Origin of the sequence: Sphingobium naphthae, from assembly GCF_043589935.1 — a bacterium.
GTDB lineage: Bacteria > Pseudomonadota > Alphaproteobacteria > Sphingomonadales > Sphingomonadaceae > Sphingobium > Sphingobium naphthae_A.
In genome coordinates, this window is record NZ_CP171454.1 from 1,455,799 (window position 1) to 1,472,967 (window position 17,169).

Genomic DNA, 17,169 nt, shown 5'->3' on the forward strand with positions numbered 1-17,169 from the left:
TCAATCATGCGCGTGCCGGCAGTGGTTATGACGGTAAACATGACATGGTGCTGCCATGAATATAGCGCATTTGGAGATTAGGACCGCCCGCATGACAGTGCATGATCCCATCCTTGCCGCCGCGCAGCGGGCGCGCGCGGCGATCCCCGACGACATGGCGATGCTGCGTGCCGCCGCCGAACTGGCGCGCGACTATGCGCTCGCCAATCCCCGCATCTACTGGACTGATCTGCTGGCCTCGGCGCTGGTCGGCTGGAGCGCGCTTGCCGGCGCGATCCTGGTCGACAATGTGGCGATCGCGCTGGCCTGCGGCCTTGTGTCGATGCTCGCTCTCTATCGCGCGGCGAGCTTCATCCATGAGCTGACTCACGTCCGCAAGGGCGCCCTGCCCGGTTTCCGACTGGGCTGGAACCTGCTGGTCGGCCTGCCGCTGATGATCCCGTCCTTCATGTATGAAGGCGTGCATACCCAGCATCATGCCCGCACGCGTTATGGCACGGCGGATGACCCGGAATATCTGCCGCTCGCGCTGATGAAGCCCTGGTCGCTGCCGCTTTTCATCCTCATCGCCGCGCTCGCACCGATCGGGCTGATCCTGCGCTTCGGCCTGCTGACGCCGCTCTCGCTGCTGATCCCCGCGCTGCGGCGCAAGGTGGTGGCGGAATTTTCCGCCCTCTCGATCAACCCGGCCTATCGCCGCCGCGCGCCCGAAGGAGATTTCGCGCGGCAGTGGGCGGCGCAGGAAGCGGGCGCCTGTGTCGTCGCGCTGGCGCTGGTCGGCAGCGTCTTCGCTTTCGGCTGGAAGCCGCTGCTCGTCTATATGGCCGTCCATTCGGCGATGACCGTCATCAACCAGTTGCGCACGCTGGTCGCGCATCTCTGGGAGAATGAGGGCGAGGCGATGACCGTCACCGCCCAATATCTGGATTCGGTCAATGTCCCCCCGCCCGGCACCCTGCCCGCGCTCTGGGCGCCGGTTGGCCTGCGCTATCATGCGCTGCACCACCTGCTGCCCAGCGTTCCCTATCATGCGCTGGGGAAGGCCCATGCCCGGCTGATGGACACGCTCGACATGGACTCGCCCTATCGCAAGGGCAATTATGCCGGGATGATGCCGCTGGTGGGCAAGATCGCGCGCAGCACCATGACGCGCGGCGCCTGAACAGGCAGCTCGGCACATTTTTTCGGTTGCAGCTTGAAACCGGCAACCGCGCACCCATATCGCGATTGTTCCGGTCTTTCCCCTCCCCCTCATGAGGACCGGGACGCCCCCTCAAGGAAGGCCCCGCGCGACACCCTTGGTCGCCGGGGCCTTTTTGCTGCCTTATTCCTCGGTGCGGAACAGCACCGTTTCTCCCACCAGCAGAAACAGGAAGAAAGGCGCCCAGGCGGCCAGTGCCGGCGGGTAAGCGCCCAGATTGCCCATCGCCAGCGAGAAATTGTCGGCGACGAAATAGGCGAAGCCCAGCGCCATGCCCAGCACCGCGCGCATGAACAACTGCCCCGACCGCGCCAGGCCAAAGGCCGCGACCGACCCCAGGATCGGCATCAGCAACGCCGACAAAGGCCCCGACAGCTTGTGCCACAAACTGCCTTCCAGTTCCGCGGTCGGCCGCCCCGCATCGCGCAGGTCGGCGATCGCGCTCTCCAGTTCACGGAAGGTCAGCGCATCGGGATCGACCTTGGCCAGGGTGAACTGATCGGGCCGGATGTCGCGCCCGAACCGCACCGTCCCCACGTCCCGCACCGTGCCGCGCGCCACGTCGAACTGCCGCGCGCCTTCCAGCACCCAGCTTTTCGACGCCGCGTCATAATGGCCGCGCGGCGCTTCCACGATCGTCGTCAGGCTGTTGTTAACCCGGTTGTAGATCTCGATCTGGCGCAGTTGCACGTCGCTGCCGCGCCCGGCGACGATGGCGACATTGACCAGATTGTTGCCATCGCGCACCCACGGGTTGGACTTGACGCCGCTGTCGGGCGGGATCGGCCCGAAATCGACCGCCTCCCACGCGCTCAGCGCGGCGGTGGAGCGGACCACGATCCGCTCGTTGAACACGAAGCTGATGATCGACACGCCCAGCGCCGCGACCACCAGCGGCGCCAATATCTGGTGCGCCGACAGCCCCGCTGCCTTCATCGAAATGATCTCGCTATTCTGGTTCAGCGTCGCCAGCATGACCAGCGTGCCCAGCAGCACCGAAAAGGGCAGGAAGCGGGCGACGATCTGCGGCGCGCGCAGCCCCACATAATGCCACAGCTGCGGGTCGCCATTGCCCGGATAGGACAGGATGTCGCCCGAATTGCCGAGCAGGTCGAGCGTCTGGAGCACGACCACCAGCAGCGCCAGCACGGCGAAGGTGCGGGTCAGGAACAGCCGCACCATATAGAGGCTGATCTGGCGCGACGGAAAGAAATTGAGGTTCATGGGTCAGGCGGCTCCTTCCGCCGAAGGACGCCGGCGGCCCAGCCTGATAAGCCGGCCGATCTGCTTGCCGATCTTCGCGAAGGCGAATTCCAGCGCCGCGATCGGCTGCCCGCCGGGGCGATGGGCGATCACATGATACATCCACAGCACCAGGCCCGACGCCAGCAGGAAGGGCCCCCACAGCGCGATGATCGGGTCGATCTTGCCCAATGCCCCCACACTTTCGCCATATTGATTGACCTTGTGATAGGTCACGATGAACACGATCGACAGGAACACGCCCAGCGCCGACGTCGATCGCTTGGGCGGGATGGCGAAGGCCAGCGCCGCGAGCGGCAGCAGCAGCATGAACACCACCTCGACCATGCGGAAATGGAAATTGGCGCGCACCTCGTTGCGCAGCTTGTCGGGCGTCGCCTGATTCTTGCCGATCACCACCAGCTCGGGGATCGTCTTTTCCCGATCGACGTCGCGCCCGCGAAACGCCTCGATCTGCGGCAGGTCGATCGGCAGGTCATGGCTCGAAAAGGACAGGATTCGCGGCGTCTTATATTTGGGCGCGTCATTCACCAGCACGCCGTTGCGCAGGCGGAATATGATGACGTCGGGATCGTCCGTCGCCAGGAACGTGCCCTGCGCCGCCGTCACCGCCACCGACTGGCCGTCGCGGCTGGTCGCGCGCACGAAGATGCCCTGCAGGTTGCGCCCCCCGTCGCGGCTGCGTTCGATGCGCAGCGTCATCCGCTTCCCCAGGTTGGTGAATTCGCCCACCTTGATCGACGCCCCCAGCGCGCCCGACCGCAATTCGAAGCGCAGCGCCTCATAGGCATGGCGCGACAGCGGCTGGACGAAGCCGACAATGCCGAAATTGATCAGCGCCAGCGCGATCGCATACATATAGGGCACGCGCAGCAGCCGGCCGTATGACAGGCCCACCGCCCGCATCACGTCCAGCTCCGACGACATGGCGAGCTTGCGGAACGCCAGCAATATGCCCAGCATCAGCCCGATCGGAATGCCCAGCGACAGATATTCGGGCAGCATGTTCGCCAGCATCCGCCACACGACGCTGACCGGCCCGCCTTCCGCCGCGACGAAATCGAACAGGCTCAGCATTTTGTCGAGCACCAGCAGCATCGCGGCGATCACCAGCGTGCCCAGCATCGGCACGGCGATCAGGCGGGCGAGATATCGGTCGGTGGCGGTCAGCATTCTCTAAGTCGTCGTCCCATCACCATGTTTTGGCCGCAAACCCCGCTCATATGCGGACGGTAAGTTTGCGGGGCGAACAGGGGCTCGCCATCCGATCCATGCGGGTGGCTATAGCTTCCAGGAGTCTGATGGTCATGGTAAAAGTTGCAATGGGTCTGATGTCGGCGGCGGCGATCCTCGTCGCGGCGCCGGCTATGGCCCATGGCCAGGAAATCCCGAACGATCTCGACCGCTGCGGCGCCAATGCACCCGGCCCGGCGGTGCTGGTCGACGTGCGCGGCTTCGCCTCCGCCACCGGCAAGGTGCGCGTCCAATCCTATCCCGGCACCAAGGCCGCATGGCTCGCGAAAGGCGAATGGATCAATCGCATCGACGTGCCGGCCAGGCCCCGGAACGGAGCCATGCGCTTCTGCATGCCGGTGCCCCATGCAGGCACCTATGGCATCGCCGTGCGGCATGACCGCAATGGCAATGGCAAGACCGATATTTCCAGCGACGGCGGCGGATTTTCCAACAATCCGTCGATCAGCATCTTCAACCTGGGCAAGCCGAGCGTCAGCAAGGCCGCGTTCCAGGCTGGCCCCGGCGTGACGAAAATCACGATCAACCTCCAATATATGTGATCGAACAGCCATGGTCTGCGTCGCGCTCTTGTCCAATCCCAAGTCCACGGGCAACCGGCAGACCCTTCCGCGCGTCCGCAGCTATTGCGCCAGCAATCCCGACATCTTCCATTATGAAGTGGAGCATGTCGACCAGATCGGCCGGGCGTTCCAGACGATCGCCCGCGTCGACCCTGCCGTCATCGTCATCAACGGGGGCGATGGCACGGTGCAGGCGTCGCTGACCGAACTTTATCAGGGCGAACATTTCACCGGCCGGGTGCCGCCGATCGCCGTCCTGCCCAATGGCAAGACCAACCTCATCGCGCTTGACCTTGGCATCCATGGCGATCCGATCAAGGCGCTGGAGCGAATCGTCGCCATCGCCAAGTCGGGCGTCGACGACCATGTCGTCGCGCGCGAACTCATCGCCCTATCGGACGGCGCGGTCGGCAGCCGCCCGGTGCTGGGCATGTTCCTGGGCGGCGCGGGCCTGGCCGACTATATGCTCTATTGCCGCAACAAGATTTATCCGCTGGGCCTATCCAACGGCCTCAGCCACTTCATCACTGCGGTGGCGGTGATCGTGTCGCTGCTCTTTGGCATCCGCGCCCGCTTCCTCCCGCCCTCGGGCAAGCCGGTTAGCATTTCGCTGATCCGCGACGGCCAGATTGCGGGCCGCTTCGCCGTGCTGATCGTGACCACGCTCGAACGGCTGCTGCTGGGCGTCCAGCCGGGCGGCAGCAGCCGCGGCAACATGAAGCTGATGGCGGTGGATCAGAATATCCCTGCCCTGCTGCGCCTGATGTGGGCCAGCCTGTGGGGCCGCGTCGGCAAGGCCAAGATGCAGGGCATTCACCTGGAACAGGGCGACATGATCCGTATCGAGGGCGACCATAGCAGCGTCATCCTGGACGGCGAACTGTTCGAAGCCTCCGAAGGCAAGCCCATCGTCCTGCGCTCGACCGAGCCGGTCCCCTTCCTCCGCCTCGCGGCCTGACGAGCCCCGTCAGGCCGGGCGCAACTCCACCCAGGTCGGGGCATGATCGCTCGCCTTTTCACGACCGCGGAAATCCCGGTCGACCTGCGCATCAATCAGGCGGTCGGCCGCCGCCGGGCTCAGCAGCAGATGGTCGATGCGAAAGCCCGCGTCGCGCGGCCAGCTATTGGCCTGATAGTCCCAGAAGGTCCATAAGCCGCCGGCGGGGTGGCGGGTCAGGATCGCATCGGTCCACCCGTCGTTCAGCATCCGGCGATAGGCCGCCCGGCTTTCGGGCTGCATCAACGCATCGTCCTGCATCGCCTTGACTGAAAATGTGTCCACGTCGCGCGGAATGACATTATAATCGCCTGCCAGCACCGCCGGCACTTCCTCCGTCCAGATTTCCATCGCGCGCCGGCGCAGCCGATCCATCCAGCGCAGCTTGTAATCGAATTTCGGCCCCGGCTGCGGGTTGCCGTTGGGCAGGTAGATGGACGCGACCCGCACGCCCTTCACGTCCGCCTCCAGATAACGGCTATGCTCGTCCTCGGGCTCTCCCTCCAGCCCCCGGCACACCTCGACCGGGGTTTCGCCGCGCGCCAGGATCGCGACGCCGTTGAACCCCTTCTGCCCGTGCCAGATGGCGCCATAGCCGGCTTCCTCGATCTCCTTGGCGGGGAAAGTCTCGTCGCTGGTCTTGATCTCCTGCAGGCAGGCGACGTCCGGCCGTGTCTCGTCCAGCCATTCCAGCAGGCGCGGCAGTCGCGCCTTGATGCCGTTGATGTTGAAGGTCGCGATGCGCATGAAAAGGCCGTCCATTCAGCAAGGGGATATGCGCCTGCCTACGCAGCCGCGCCCGCCTTTTCAAACGGAAGAAGCGTCAGACCGAGAAGCTGGTGCCGCAACCGCAGCCGGCGGTCGCATTGGGATTGGTCACCTTGAACGCCTGCCCGCCCAGGTCCGACACGAAATCCACCGCCGATCCGCGCACCAGGTCCATGCTGACGTCATCAACCACCAGCGTCACACCATCACGCTCGACCGCCATATCCTCGGGCTCGATCGCCTCGGCCAGGCCGAACCGATATTGAAAGCCCGAACAGCCGCCGCCTTCCACCGACAGGCGAAGGATGGCGGGCTTGCCCTGTTTGGCGGCGATCGTCGCGACGCGGGCGGCGGCAGAGGGGGTGAGGTCGATGTCGGCCATGGGGATCAACATAGGATCAGGCAAAAGGCCCGGCAACCCTTGGGGCGCCGGGCCTTTGCGAATTTTCAGAAAAGCGGCGCTCAGTCGGCCGCCTGTTCCTCCGCCTTGGTCGGGCCGCCCATGGCGACCGGCGGCTTGGTGTTCATCGCCACCAGATAATCGGGGCCGGACACGAAGGGGATGGGATTGATCGCCGCGCCGTCGACGCGGACTTCATAGTGAAGATGGCTGCCGGTCGAGCGGCCGGTCGATCCCATCAGGCCGATGATCTGGCCGCGCTTCACATAGCTGTTCGATGCGACCAGCAGCTTGGACATGTGGCCGTAGCGCGTTTCCATGCCACTGCCATGCGTGATCTGGACCAGATTGCCATAGCCGCTCGCCCATCCGGCGCGGCTCACCACGCCATCGGCGGTCGCGTAGATCGGCGTGCCCACCGGACCCGGGATGTCGATGCCCTTGTGCATCCGCGCCCCGCCGTTGAACGGATCGGACCGCACGCCGAAGTTGGAGGTCAGCGACAATTTGGCGACCGGGCGGCCCGAAGGAATATAGGCTGACGCCTGGGTCGTGCCGTCCAGACGTTGCAGGCTGGCGAAGAGATTGGCGAAGCCCGCGTCATTCTGATTGGACTGGGTGACGCTCGCCGGCACTTCGCCATAGGGATCATCATCGTCCGTGACGGCCTGGGCCGGGGCGGCGGCGCAGAGCGCGCCCGCCATTCCCATGGTTCCCAGAAGGGTGAAAAACTTCGACGCGGACTGGAACATAAGCGATCCGCGCGCATTGACCGAGTGAAGAACCGACATGCAGACCCCGACTATCAGCCGGAGACAGTTGTCTCTCGGCGCTTCCCGTGTTGTGTGTTTGGCGACATGAGCCGCCCCCGCTGGAAATGCAGACTGCAAATCGCCGCTCAGCTTGCAAGCGCGGCCTAGAAATCTTCCGTCAGACCGGCCTGTCGACGCGCCGAGTCGTTGAACGGCGGCTTCAGACTTCCGCGAAAAAGGCGTTTCACAAGCATTTGATAATGTGCAGGCGCCATTAACCCTCTTCTGTTCGTCGCCCAGTTGAACCAGTTCGTCCCTGCCGCGACATGCCGAATCTCGTCTGTCACAATTCGGCGCAGGATGCGGCCCGACGCCATGTCCCCGACTTCCTCGAACCGCGTCACCGTTGCCGGCGTGATGTCGAGCGCGCGCGCCTCCAGCACCATCGGCACGATCGCCAGCCGGGCGAGCGCATCCCCCGCCGTCTCGCGCGCCGCTTCCCACAGCCCGTCATGCGCAGGCAGGGCGCCATAATGGCTGCCCATCTGCCGCAACCGCCGGTCGATCAGCGCGAAATGCATCGCCTCGTCCGCGCCGACGCGCATCCATTCATCGGTGAAGTCCGGCGGAAACTCCCCGCCGAACCGGCCGATCAGGTCGAACGCAAGGTCAATGGCCACGAACTCGATATGCGCCAGCGCATGGAGCATCGCGATCCGCGCCCGTTCCGATCCCATGCGGCCGCGCTTGGGCATGCGGTTGGGCGGCAGCAGCATGGGCGCGTCCGGGCGCGCCGGCATGTCGGGCATCGCCGCCTCGAAGCCATGGCGCAGCCGGCCCAGCCGCCACGCCCGCGCCACCGCGCGCGCCGCCATCAGCTTGGCCTGCGGCTCGGGCGTCAGCAGCACATGCGCGCAGGCTTGGCCGACCGTTTCCAGTCCCGGCGGCAGGCTCAAAGCGCCCTCACCGCCTCCAGCACCTCGGCGGCATGGCCCTTGACCTTCACCTTGGGCCAGACCCGCTGCAGCATGCCCTGCGCGTCGAACAGGAAGGTCGATCGCTCGATCCCCATATATTTGCGGCCATAGAGCGACTTTTCGACCCATATGCCGAACGCCGCGCACGCCTCGCCCGGCTCGTCCGAGGCCAGGATGACGCTGAGGCCATATTTTTCGGAAAATTTCTTCAGCTTGGCCGGCTTGTCCTTGGAAATGCCGATCACCGGCACGCCCGCGGCGGCATAGTCGTCGGCCAGCGCGGTGAAATCGCGCGCTTCATTGGTGCAGCCGGGCGTGTCGGCCTTGGGGTAGAAATAGACGACCAGCGGCTCGCCGCGATAATGGTCCAGCGCAAAGTCCACGCCCTGCACATCCTTCAGCGTCACGGCGGGAATGGCGTCTCCTTGCTCCAGCATCATGCGTCCTCCTGATAGGGCGCGGCGATCGCCGCCCATGTCTCGCGCACGCATTGCCGCGCCTGCGCATAGCTTGCAAGCAGCGCGTCCCAGTCCGCCTGGCCGCAGGCGCGCGCCACCAGCGGCCGCGTCGCTGCGGGCGGCTCGGTCGATCCGGGCGACACCAGGCGCGACACGACCAGATAGCGGGTGATGAGGTCATGCGCCGCGATCAGCGCCGCGGGCAGATGCCCCGCCTCCACCAATTGCGTCAGCGCGACCGAAAGGTCGGGATGGAACGCCATGCCATGGCGAAACTGGGTGACATGGATCAGGAATTCCAGGTCCACCAGGCCGCCGGGCACCAGCTTGACGTCCAGGTCGCTCGCCGGCGGCTTGTGGCGCGCAATGTCGCCGCGCATCTTGACCGCCTGCCGCGCCAGATCCTCGACGTCGCGCGGCCGCTCCAGCGTCGCCTTCAACACCCCGTCCAACGCCGCGCGCGCCTGCGCCGACCCAAAGACCGGCCGCGCCCGGGTGAGCGCCAGATGCTCCCAGGTCCACGCCTCTTCGCGCTGATAACGCGCGAAACTGTCGATGCTGACCGCCAGCAGCCCCTGCGCGCCGGACGGGCGCAGCCGCGTATCGACCTCGTATAACGGCCCCGACGCTGTATGCACCGACAGCGCATTGGTGATCCGCTGCCCCAGCCGGTTGAAATATTGCGTAGCCCCCAGCGGCTTGGCGCCATCCGATTCCGCCAGGAAATCGCCGGTGAACAGATAGACCAGGTCCAGGTCCGAAGCATGGGTCAGCACCCCGCCGCCCAGCCGGCCCAGCGCCAGGATCAGCATCTCCCCGTCCGGCACTTTGCCATGCGCCGCCTCGAACTGCGCGATCGTGGCGGACGCCAGCGCCTCGATCGCCGCCAGCGCGACGCGGCCATAGCCCCGGCCCGCCTCGATCGGATCGCCGCCGCGAATGATCTGCACGCCCAGCGCGAAGCGGCGGTCGCCCACCCGCTGCCGCACCCGGTCGAGCAGGGTCTGATAATCCTCGCCCGGCTCCAGCGCGGAAAATTGCGCCGCCAGCTGCGGCACCGCGGGCGGCGGGTCGAAGGCGGAGGCGTCGATCAGCCCGTCCAGCAGCTCCGCGCGCCGGCCCAGCGCATCGGCCAGCGTCGGGGCGTGGCTCAGCACTTCCGCCAGCAATTCCACCAATGCCGGCCGCGCCGCCAGCAGCTTGAAGAAATTGATCGCGCTCGGCAGCCGCCCGATCATGTCGTCCAGCCGGTTGAGCGCCCGCGCCGGATCGGGCGCCTGCGCCAGCGTCCGCATCAACCCCGGCAGCAATTGCTCCAGCGCCTCGCGCGACGCCGGGCTGCGCAGCGCCCGGACCGTGCCGCCGCGCCACCGCTCGATCCGCGCGAGCGGCGTGTCGGGATCGGCAAAGCCCATCTCCACCAGCTGCGCCGTCAGCTTCTCCGCATCATGGGACAGCGCAGCGTCCTCCTGCGTGGGGCTCAGCCGGTCATAATTGCGCCCGACCCATTCGACCTGCGGCCGCAGCAGGTCCAGCAGCGCCGCCCCATCGTCCAGCCCGTGCAGCCGCGCGACATTGTCGATGCCCGCCATCGTCGGCGGCAATTCATGTGTCTGGCGGTCCTCCACCATCTGCAACCGATGCTCGATCGTGCGCAGCAGGCGATAGGCCGCGTCCAGCCGCGTCGCGACCTCGCCCTCGATCACCCCGGCTGCGGCCAGCGCGCGCAGCGCCTCGCGCGTATTGCCCGATCGCAGCGACGGGTCGCGCCCGCCATGGATCAGCTGATGCACCTGCGCAAAAAATTCGACTTCGCGTATGCCGCCGCGTCCGCGCTTCAGGTCATAACCCGGCCCGAACGCCTGCCCCTGCGCATAATGGTCGCGGATGCGGCGGGATATGTCGACGATCGCGTCGATCGCGCCGAAATCCAGGCTGCGCCGCCAGACAAAGGGCCGGATCTGGCGCAGAAACTCCTCGCCCAGCGCCTTGTCGCCCGCCGCCGCGCGCGCGCGGATGAAGGCTGCCTGCTCCCATCCCAGCGCCGTCGATTCATAATAGCCGATCGCCGCATCGACCGGCAGCGCGATCGGCGTCGCCTCGGGCGATGGCCGCAGCCGCAGGTCGACGCGGAAGACATAGCCGTCGCCATCGCGCGCGCTCAGCAATTCGCTCACACGCCGGCCGATCCGCACCGCCGCATCCGCCACATCCTCGCGCGCGCCGTGGGGCAGCGTCGCGGGGTCATAGAGCAGAATCGGGTCGATATCGGATGAATAATTCAGCTCGCGGCTGCCATGCTTGCCCAGCGCCAGCACGACAAACCCCTTATGCTCGGCGTCGGGATAGCGGTCCTGCATCACCGCCGCCAGCGCCTCCTCCAGCGCCTGGTCGGCGAAATCCGACAAGGTGCGCGTGACGCGATTCAGGTCCCACGCGCCCGAAAGGTCCGCTGCCGCCACCGCCAGCGCGATTGCCCCGCGCCGCCGTCGCAGCGATCGGGCGATGCCGTCCTGCGGATCGGCGACGACATGGGCTGCGGCCAGCGCCGCGTCCATATCCCCCTGTTCCAGCTGCGCCGCGACAGTTGGATAGCGATCCAGCGCGCGCGCCAGAAAAGGGGAATGAGCGCGAATTCGCGCCAGCGTCTCAGACCAGTTCGACACCATCTTCTCCTCGTCGGGCGCGGCTATCGCGCGCAAAGGCGACGAAGGCCAGAAACTTTTCCGGACCATGGCCGTTTCCAACACATGGAAATGCAGCGCAAATTAATCGGCCGATCGGCACAGGGACGGGAAAGCGACCTCGGCCGCATCGTCACCATCGGCCTGCCTGCGCCCTATGAAGGCGTCGGCAGGGCGCTGCGATCCACCTATGCGCCGCCGCGGGACTCGGTGCCCGACGACATGAAGGCATTGCTCGACAAACTTGATCGACATTAATCCTCCGGCAAGATTTTCTTAACTTCTGCCGACCAATAATGGCCCCTCATTGGGGGAGCCTCGGTCGTCGGAGGATCGCCGCCATGTTGTATCGCAATTTTGCCATAGCGACGCTCGTCGCCGCGCCGCTCATCGTGCTGGCGGTCCAGAATTTCGTGCCCACAGTGCCGTTCGGTCCTCAGCGCGCCGCGGACGCGCCGTATCCCGATGCCGCGCCGCCGCCGGTCGTTGCGCCCACCATGGCGCCGCCGGCCCAGCCCGCGCCGCCTCCTCCCGCCGATTTTGCGACCCCCGTGCCTGCCGCGGGCCAGCCCCTGCCGGATGCGGGCATGTCCATGCTCGCGCCGGGCCAGGGTCTGCCCCAGGCCCCCGCAGCGCCCAATAGCGGCGCCAATCCCTATAGCTCGCCGCAGCAGGCGCCCGCCGGATCCCCCAACGCCGAATATTGAACGGTCGCGGCGACGGCTGAAGCCGCCGCCGCCCCGCGCCCTCAGATCGCGCCGCCGAACGTGTCGCACTGCGCCGGGTCGCCGGTTTGCAGCCCCTTGCGCAGCCACTGCATGCGCTGCGCGCTGGTGCCGTGGGTGAAGCTTTCGGGTACCGGCCGCCGTCCGGCCGCCTTCTGCAACGTATCGTCGCCAATCGCCTCGGCCGCGCGCATCCCTTCCTCCAGGTCGCCCGCCTCCATCAAATTGGTGTCGCGCGCCGCCCAGACGCCGGCATAGCAATCCGCCTGCAGCTCCATCTTGACCTGCAGCGCATTGCCGTCCGCTTCCGACGCGCGCTGCTGCGCCTTGCGGATGCGGTCGGCCTCGCCCGTGATGGTCTGGATATGGTGGCCGACCTCATGCGCGATGATATAGCCGATCGGGAAGTCGCCCGGCGCGTTGAACTTCGTCTCCATCTCGCGGAAGAAATCGGTGTCGAGATAGATGCGCTGGTCGGCCGGGCAGTAGAAAGGGCCCATCGCCGACATCGCCGCGCCGCATCCCGACTGGCCGCTCTGATTGTAGAAGACCAGGGTCGGCGGTGGATAATCCTGCCCTTGTTCGCGGAATATGTCCGTCCAGCGCCGCTCGGTCGATCCCAGCACCTGCAGCGCCGTGCGCTGCACCGCGCTCAACTCACTGGTCGCGGGCCGCTCGGTCTGCACCTGCTGGCCGCCTCCCCCGCCACTGATCAGGCTCAGCGGGTTCATGCCCATCACCACCATGATGATCAGCACCACGACAATGCCGCCGCACCCGAACCGGCTGCCGATCAGCGGCAGCAGCATGCCCAGGCCCCCGCCCAGCCCGCCGCCGCCAAAGCCACCGCCACGGCCGTCCTGCACTTCGTAATGGCTGCTTTCCCGTTCGTCGTCGAGCCGCATCGCGTCCTCCCTTTCCCGACCAGTGCCTACGCGCCAGTGCCTACGCGATTGAGCGCCGCGGGAAAACTGTCCGTGATCGGGAAGGTTGCGCGATCCGCCCGCTTTCATGCGAGACATTCGCTTGGATCGAGCGCGCCAAAGCCTATATTGCACTGCGACATGGCAGACATCGAACCTACGCGCGCACAACCCCGGCCGCTTCGCCGCGCCCGCACGTCGCTCTCCCTCCCGCGGGAAGTCGCCCTGCTGCTTCAGGGCGGCGGCGCGCTCGGCTCCTTCCAGGCCGGCGTGTTCGACCGGCTGGACGAACTGGGCATTGACGTCAGCTGGGTCGCGGGCATCTCGATCGGCGCGGTCAATGCCGCGATCATCGCGGGCAATGAGCCGCATCGCCGCCTCAGCCGCCTGCGAAAATTCTGGTACACCGTCTCGGGCGGCATGCCCAATATCGTCCTGCCCGAAATCGACCATATCCGCGAAGCCGCGCATCTGGCCGCCGCCGCCACCGTCGCCAGCTTCGGCGTGCCCGGCATGTTCCGCCCGCGCATCTGGCCCGCGACGCTGATGCCCGAAGGATCACCCGGCGCGATCAGCTTCTATGACAGCGCGCCGCTCAAGGACATGCTCGACGCCTGCGTCGACTGGGACCTGCTCAATGACGGGCCGGTGCGCCTGTCGGTCGGCGCGGTGGATGTCGAAACCGGCAATTTCGCTTATTGGGACACGCGCGGCCCGGGCGGCAACACGCGGATCGACGCGCGCCACATCATGGCGTCGGGCGCGCTGCCGCCGGGCCTGCCGCCGATCGAGATTGACGGGCGCTGGTATTGGGATGGCGGCATTGTCTCCAACACGCCGCTCTCCCATGTCCTTACGCACCAGACTGAGGACATGCTGGTGTTCCAGGTCGATCTCTTCCCCGCCGAAGGACCGATGCCGCGGCAGATGACCGATGTTTATTCGCGCATGAAAGACATTCAGTATAGCAGCCGCACGCGCCAGGTGACGGACCAGTATCTGCGCCTGCGCCGCGAACATGGCGCGATCGAGGCGCTGCTCGCGAAGCTTCCGCCCGACCTGCTGGAGTCGCCCGAGGCGCAGTCGCTGCGCCAGTGCCTCGACCAGGGCTCGGTCAACATCGTCCACCTCATCTATCGCTCGCGCAACTGGGAAAGCGGCGCGAAGGACTTCGAATTTTCCCGCTCGACCATGCTCGATCATTGGAGCCAGGGCCGCGAGGCGGTAGAGGAAGTCATGCACAAGGGCGATCTCATCGCCCGCAACATCCTCGACGGCAACAGCGCGACCTTCGATCTCGACGCCCCCGATCACCTCAAGGAGAAAAAGGCATGAGCACGTCCCTGGCTGGCAAGACCGCCCTGATCACCGGCTCCACTTCGGGCATCGGCCTCGCCTATGCCAAGGCTCTGGCGGGCGAAGGCGCGAACGTCGTCATCAACGGCTTCGGCGACAAGGACGCGATCGAAAAGGAACGGCAGGGCCTCGAAACGCTCTCCGGCGCGAAGGCGCTCTATTCCGGCCATGACCTGACCAGGGTCGACCAGATCGAAGCGATGATGAAGGACGCTGCCGACGCGTTCGGCGGGGTGGACATCCTCATCAACAATGCCGGCATGCAGCATGTTGCGCCGGTCGAGGAATTTCCGCTCGAAAAGTGGGACCTCATCATCGCGCTCAACCTCAACGCCGCCTTCCACACGACGCGTCTCGCCCTCCCCTGGATGAAGGAGCGCAAATGGGGCCGCATCATCCAGACCGCGTCCGCCCACTCGCTGGTCGCCTCCCCCTTTAAGAGCGCCTATGTGACGGCCAAGCATGGCCTGGCCGGCTTCACCAAGACGGTGGCGCTGGAAGTCGCGACCTTCGGCATCACCGCCAACTGCATCTCGCCCGGCTATGTCTGGACCCCGCTCGTCGAAAACCAGATCCCCGACACGATGAAAGCGCGGGGCATGACGCGCGAGCAGGTGATGAACGACGTGTTGCTGGCGGGCCAGCCGACCAAGCAGTTCGTCACCGCCGAACAGGTCGCCGCCACCGCTCTCTACCTCTGCAGCGACGCCGCCGCCCAGGTCACCGGCGCCAACCTCTCCATCGACGGCGGCTGGACCGCGCAATAGCGCCAGTCCCCACACACCGGATCCTCCCCTATAAGGAGCGGGGATCACGAAGTGCTCTCGATACCGATACCCCTCCCGTCAGCGCTCATTGCCAAGGCAGACCATAATCCTCCCCTGCAAGGGGAGGTGGCTGGCCAACGGCCAGACGGAGGGGTGTCCCCCTCTCGGTAAAGGACCTCCCACTCTCCGCCCCGCCCCCCGCACGCCACCTCTTCCCAAATAGGATTTCCTCTGATCTACCATCAGGAATGAAGCCTACCCCCCGCCCCTCGCGCTCGCCCCCAGCCGTCGCCTGCCCGACGCGTCCCTGTGTCGTCCCTGTCGCCTGCCTGTCGCGTCCGTGTCGCTTCGGTGTCGCCTTGCGGGCGCGAAGCGGGCGCTTCCGCGCGAAAATTGGAAAAGCGTGTGAACTTCGCCCTGTGGCGTCGCTGTCGCGTCGCAAGCTCGTCGCCTCTTCCCTCCGGCCTTTCCCTCCGCTAGCCAGACGCACGTAAAATAAGGGGATTATCATGCGTTTGACGTCCAGCCTCGCCGCTCTGGCGCTGGCCCTTTCCGCCACCATCGCTCATGCCCAGGACGAACCAAGGAAAAAGGACGAGGCGGCCGAAGCCCCCGTTCCGGCCCCTAATGTCTCGGTGACCCGGCACAAGGGCGTGTTCGGCGGCAAGGCGATCAGCTACACCGCGACCACCGGTGAAACCTATCTCAAGGACAAGGATGGCAAGCCGCTCGCGGCGATCTACGCTACTTCCTATGTGAAGGATGGCGGTGATCGGAACCGGCCGATCACCTTCCTCTACAATGGCGGGCCGGGCTCGGGCTCGCTCTGGCTGCACATGGGCGCCTTCGGTCCCAAGCGCGTGGTGCTGCCCGATGCGCAGGATGACGGCGCGCCGCCCTACCCGCTGGTCGATAATGCCGAATCGCTGCTCGATGTCACCGACCTCGTCTTCATCGATCCCGTCGGCACCGGATTCTCCCACGCCATCGGCAAGAAGGATCCCAAGGATTATTGGGGTGTCTCCGCCGACGCCAAATCGATCGCGGAATTCATCCGCCTGTGGCTGAACGACAATGGCCGCTGGTCCTCGCCCAAATATATCGGCGGCGAAAGCTATGGCACGACGCGCTCGGTCGCGCTCATCAACGAACTGGAGGGGACCTATAACGACATCGCCGTCAACGGCATCATCCTGATCTCGACCATCCTCGACTTCGGCGCCTCGGCCGAAGTGCAGGGCAATGAAATGCCCTATATCCTCAACCTCCCCTCGATGGCGACCACCGCCTGGTATCACAAGCGCATGGGCAACCCGCCCGCCACCGTTGCGGAGGCCGCGCAGCAGGCGCGCGCCTTCGCCACCGGCCCCTATGCCGCCGCGCTGCCGAAAGGAAACCAGCTCTCACCGCAGGAACGCGCCAGCGTGCGGACGGAACTTGCGCGCCTCACCGGCCTGTCCGAAAGCTTCGTCGACCATGCCGACCTGCGCGTCACCCCCGGCCGCTTCTACAAGGAATTGCTGCGCGACCAGGGCCTCAGCATCGGCCGCCTCGACACCCGCTACACCGGCAAGGATTATGACGCCGCCGGCGAGGAGCCGGACAATGATCCCAGCTTCTACGCCATCGACGGCGCCTATACCGCCGCGATGAACAGCTATGCCCGCGACGAGCTGAAGTACAGGACGGACCGGTCCTATGTGACGATCGGCGGGGTCAGCGGCTGGGACTGGAAGCTGCAGGGCCAGCGCGGCCGCGACAGCGAAGTCTATGCCAGCGTCGCCCCTTATCTGGGCAAGGCGCTGCGCGAGAATAGCGGGCTCAAGGTGTTTGTCGGCCAGGGCTGGTATGACTTCGCCACCCCCTTCTTCGGCGCCGAATATGCCATGAGCCGCACCGGCTTCGACGCCTCGCGCATCCACTATCATTATTATGACGCCGGCCACATGATGTATGTCCGCCCCGACGACCTGCGCAAACTCAGCGCCGACATCCGGGCGTTCATCACGTCGCGCTGAATGGGATGAAGAAAACTTGGCTCTTCAATGGCAGCAAATTGCCCTTATGCTCGCCCAGCAAGG

17 protein-coding genes are annotated in these 17,169 nt (G+C 65.9%); 8 read left to right on the plus strand and 9 right to left on the minus strand.

Annotated elements, in window-relative coordinates; genetic code table 11:
* Positions 1–91: 91 nt before the first annotated feature.
* Entirely contained in the window at positions 92–1,162 is a 1,071-nt protein-coding gene (locus ACGGKE_RS07160; protein WP_394441465.1) for a fatty acid desaturase family protein, read from the plus strand.
* A gap of 162 nt (positions 1,163–1,324) precedes the next feature.
* Here ACGGKE_RS07160 and lptG read toward each other — a convergent pair whose 3' ends face one another.
* Both lptG and lptF read right to left on the minus strand, forming a co-directional pair.
* On the minus strand, positions 1,325–2,425 hold the full coding sequence (gene lptG, locus ACGGKE_RS07165) for an LPS export ABC transporter permease LptG (RefSeq protein WP_394441468.1): 1,101 nt from the start codon (positions 2,423–2,425) through the stop codon (positions 1,325–1,327).
* 3 nt (positions 2,426–2,428) lie between these two features.
* On the minus strand, positions 2,429–3,637 hold the full coding sequence (lptF, locus tag ACGGKE_RS07170) for an LPS export ABC transporter permease LptF (RefSeq protein ID WP_394441471.1): 1,209 nt from the start codon (positions 3,635–3,637) through the stop codon (positions 2,429–2,431).
* Between the two features lie 128 nt (positions 3,638–3,765).
* Here lptF and ACGGKE_RS07175 point away from each other — a divergent pair, with 128 nt between their 5' ends.
* Together ACGGKE_RS07175 and ACGGKE_RS07180 are read left to right on the plus strand one after the other, a co-directional pair.
* Positions 3,766–4,260 (plus strand): DUF2141 domain-containing protein, encoded by a 495-nt coding sequence (locus ACGGKE_RS07175; RefSeq protein ID WP_394441475.1) that lies wholly within the window; start codon positions 3,766–3,768, stop codon positions 4,258–4,260.
* A 10-nt stretch (positions 4,261–4,270) separates the two neighbouring features.
* Entirely contained in the window at positions 4,271–5,239 is a 969-nt protein-coding gene (locus tag ACGGKE_RS07180; RefSeq protein WP_394441478.1) for a diacylglycerol/lipid kinase family protein, read from the plus strand.
* Between the two features lie 9 nt (positions 5,240–5,248).
* Here ACGGKE_RS07180 and xth read toward each other — a convergent pair whose 3' ends face one another.
* The 6 genes from xth to ACGGKE_RS07210 form a co-directional block, all read right to left on the minus strand.
* Positions 5,249–6,025 (minus strand): exodeoxyribonuclease III, encoded by a 777-nt coding sequence (xth, locus tag ACGGKE_RS07185; RefSeq protein ID WP_394441793.1) that lies wholly within the window; start codon positions 6,023–6,025, stop codon positions 5,249–5,251.
* A gap of 76 nt (positions 6,026–6,101) precedes the next feature.
* Complete coding sequence (gene erpA / locus ACGGKE_RS07190; RefSeq protein WP_394441480.1) at positions 6,102–6,428, minus strand: iron-sulfur cluster insertion protein ErpA; 327 nt, start codon at positions 6,426–6,428, stop codon at positions 6,102–6,104.
* A gap of 80 nt (positions 6,429–6,508) precedes the next feature.
* Positions 6,509–7,237 carry a M23 family metallopeptidase gene (locus tag ACGGKE_RS07195; protein WP_394441483.1) on the minus strand — a complete coding sequence of 243 codons (729 nt, stop codon included), beginning with the start codon at positions 7,235–7,237 and terminating at the stop codon, positions 6,509–6,511.
* Positions 7,238–7,362: 125 nt separating this feature from the next.
* Positions 7,363–8,154, minus strand: coding sequence for a ferritin-like domain-containing protein (locus ACGGKE_RS07200; protein WP_394441485.1), 792 nt, complete (start codon positions 8,152–8,154; stop codon positions 7,363–7,365).
* Positions 8,151–8,612 carry a thioredoxin-dependent thiol peroxidase gene (gene bcp, locus ACGGKE_RS07205; RefSeq protein WP_394441796.1) on the minus strand — a complete coding sequence of 154 codons (462 nt, stop codon included), beginning with the start codon at positions 8,610–8,612 and terminating at the stop codon, positions 8,151–8,153. The genes ACGGKE_RS07200 and bcp overlap by 4 nt, the downstream gene beginning before the upstream one ends.
* A complete protein-coding gene (locus ACGGKE_RS07210; protein ID WP_394441488.1) occupies positions 8,612–11,368 on the minus strand; it encodes a bifunctional [glutamine synthetase] adenylyltransferase/[glutamine synthetase]-adenylyl-L-tyrosine phosphorylase in 2,757 nt (918 codons plus the stop codon). Before ACGGKE_RS07210 ends, bcp begins: the two co-directional genes overlap by 1 nt.
* Positions 11,369–11,389: 21 nt before the next feature.
* Between ACGGKE_RS07210 and ACGGKE_RS07215 the strand changes: the two genes are divergently transcribed.
* Together ACGGKE_RS07215 and ACGGKE_RS07220 are read left to right on the plus strand one after the other, a co-directional pair.
* A complete protein-coding gene (locus ACGGKE_RS07215) occupies positions 11,390–11,575 on the plus strand; it encodes a hypothetical protein (RefSeq protein WP_394441491.1) in 186 nt (61 codons plus the stop codon).
* A gap of 83 nt (positions 11,576–11,658) precedes the next feature.
* A complete protein-coding gene (locus ACGGKE_RS07220) occupies positions 11,659–12,024 on the plus strand; it encodes a hypothetical protein (RefSeq protein ID WP_394441493.1) in 366 nt (121 codons plus the stop codon).
* A gap of 41 nt (positions 12,025–12,065) precedes the next feature.
* On the opposite strand, the gene ACGGKE_RS07225 is transcribed toward ACGGKE_RS07220, so the two are convergent.
* Complete coding sequence (locus ACGGKE_RS07225; protein ID WP_394441496.1) at positions 12,066–12,947, minus strand: neutral zinc metallopeptidase; 882 nt, start codon at positions 12,945–12,947, stop codon at positions 12,066–12,068.
* Positions 12,948–13,106: 159 nt separating this feature from the next.
* Here ACGGKE_RS07225 and ACGGKE_RS07230 point away from each other — a divergent pair, with 159 nt between their 5' ends.
* From ACGGKE_RS07230 to ACGGKE_RS07240, 3 genes are all read left to right on the plus strand, one after another.
* Positions 13,107–14,300 carry a patatin-like phospholipase family protein gene (locus ACGGKE_RS07230; RefSeq protein ID WP_394441500.1) on the plus strand — a complete coding sequence of 398 codons (1,194 nt, stop codon included), beginning with the start codon at positions 13,107–13,109 and terminating at the stop codon, positions 14,298–14,300.
* Positions 14,297–15,088 (plus strand): 3-hydroxybutyrate dehydrogenase, encoded by a 792-nt coding sequence (locus ACGGKE_RS07235; protein ID WP_394441502.1) that lies wholly within the window; start codon positions 14,297–14,299, stop codon positions 15,086–15,088. Before ACGGKE_RS07230 ends, ACGGKE_RS07235 begins: the two co-directional genes overlap by 4 nt.
* Positions 15,089–15,597: 509 nt before the next feature.
* Positions 15,598–17,106 carry a S10 family peptidase gene (locus ACGGKE_RS07240; protein WP_394441504.1) on the plus strand — a complete coding sequence of 503 codons (1,509 nt, stop codon included), beginning with the start codon at positions 15,598–15,600 and terminating at the stop codon, positions 17,104–17,106.
* Positions 17,107–17,169: the final 63 nt, after the last annotated feature.

Excerpts from the sequence above, each read along its gene's own strand:
- ACGGKE_RS07160 (WP_394441465.1), top strand. The coding sequence starts at position 92 with ATGACAGTGCATGATCCCATCCTTGCCGCCGCGCAGCGGGCGCGCGCG.
- lptG (WP_394441468.1), bottom strand. The coding sequence starts at position 2,425 with ATGAACCTCAATTTCTTTCCGTCGCGCCAGATCAGCCTCTATATGGTG.
- lptF (WP_394441471.1), bottom strand. The coding sequence starts at position 3,637 with ATGCTGACCGCCACCGACCGATATCTCGCCCGCCTGATCGCCGTGCCG.
- ACGGKE_RS07175 (WP_394441475.1), top strand. The coding sequence starts at position 3,766 with ATGGTCATGGTAAAAGTTGCAATGGGTCTGATGTCGGCGGCGGCGATC.
- ACGGKE_RS07180 (WP_394441478.1), top strand. The coding sequence starts at position 4,271 with ATGGTCTGCGTCGCGCTCTTGTCCAATCCCAAGTCCACGGGCAACCGG.
- xth (WP_394441793.1), bottom strand. The coding sequence starts at position 6,025 with ATGCGCATCGCGACCTTCAACATCAACGGCATCAAGGCGCGACTGCCG.
- erpA (WP_394441480.1), bottom strand. The coding sequence starts at position 6,428 with ATGGCCGACATCGACCTCACCCCCTCTGCCGCCGCCCGCGTCGCGACG.
- ACGGKE_RS07195 (WP_394441483.1), bottom strand. The coding sequence starts at position 7,237 with ATGTCGGTTCTTCACTCGGTCAATGCGCGCGGATCGCTTATGTTCCAG.
- bcp (WP_394441796.1), bottom strand. The coding sequence starts at position 8,612 with ATGCTGGAGCAAGGAGACGCCATTCCCGCCGTGACGCTGAAGGATGTG.
- ACGGKE_RS07210 (WP_394441488.1), bottom strand. The coding sequence starts at position 11,368 with ATGGTCCGGAAAAGTTTCTGGCCTTCGTCGCCTTTGCGCGCGATAGCC.
- ACGGKE_RS07215 (WP_394441491.1), top strand. The coding sequence starts at position 11,390 with ATGCAGCGCAAATTAATCGGCCGATCGGCACAGGGACGGGAAAGCGAC.
- ACGGKE_RS07220 (WP_394441493.1), top strand. The coding sequence starts at position 11,659 with ATGTTGTATCGCAATTTTGCCATAGCGACGCTCGTCGCCGCGCCGCTC.
- ACGGKE_RS07225 (WP_394441496.1), bottom strand. The coding sequence starts at position 12,947 with ATGCGGCTCGACGACGAACGGGAAAGCAGCCATTACGAAGTGCAGGAC.
- ACGGKE_RS07230 (WP_394441500.1), top strand. The coding sequence starts at position 13,107 with ATGGCAGACATCGAACCTACGCGCGCACAACCCCGGCCGCTTCGCCGC.
- ACGGKE_RS07235 (WP_394441502.1), top strand. The coding sequence starts at position 14,297 with ATGAGCACGTCCCTGGCTGGCAAGACCGCCCTGATCACCGGCTCCACT.
- ACGGKE_RS07240 (WP_394441504.1), top strand. The coding sequence starts at position 15,598 with ATGCGTTTGACGTCCAGCCTCGCCGCTCTGGCGCTGGCCCTTTCCGCC.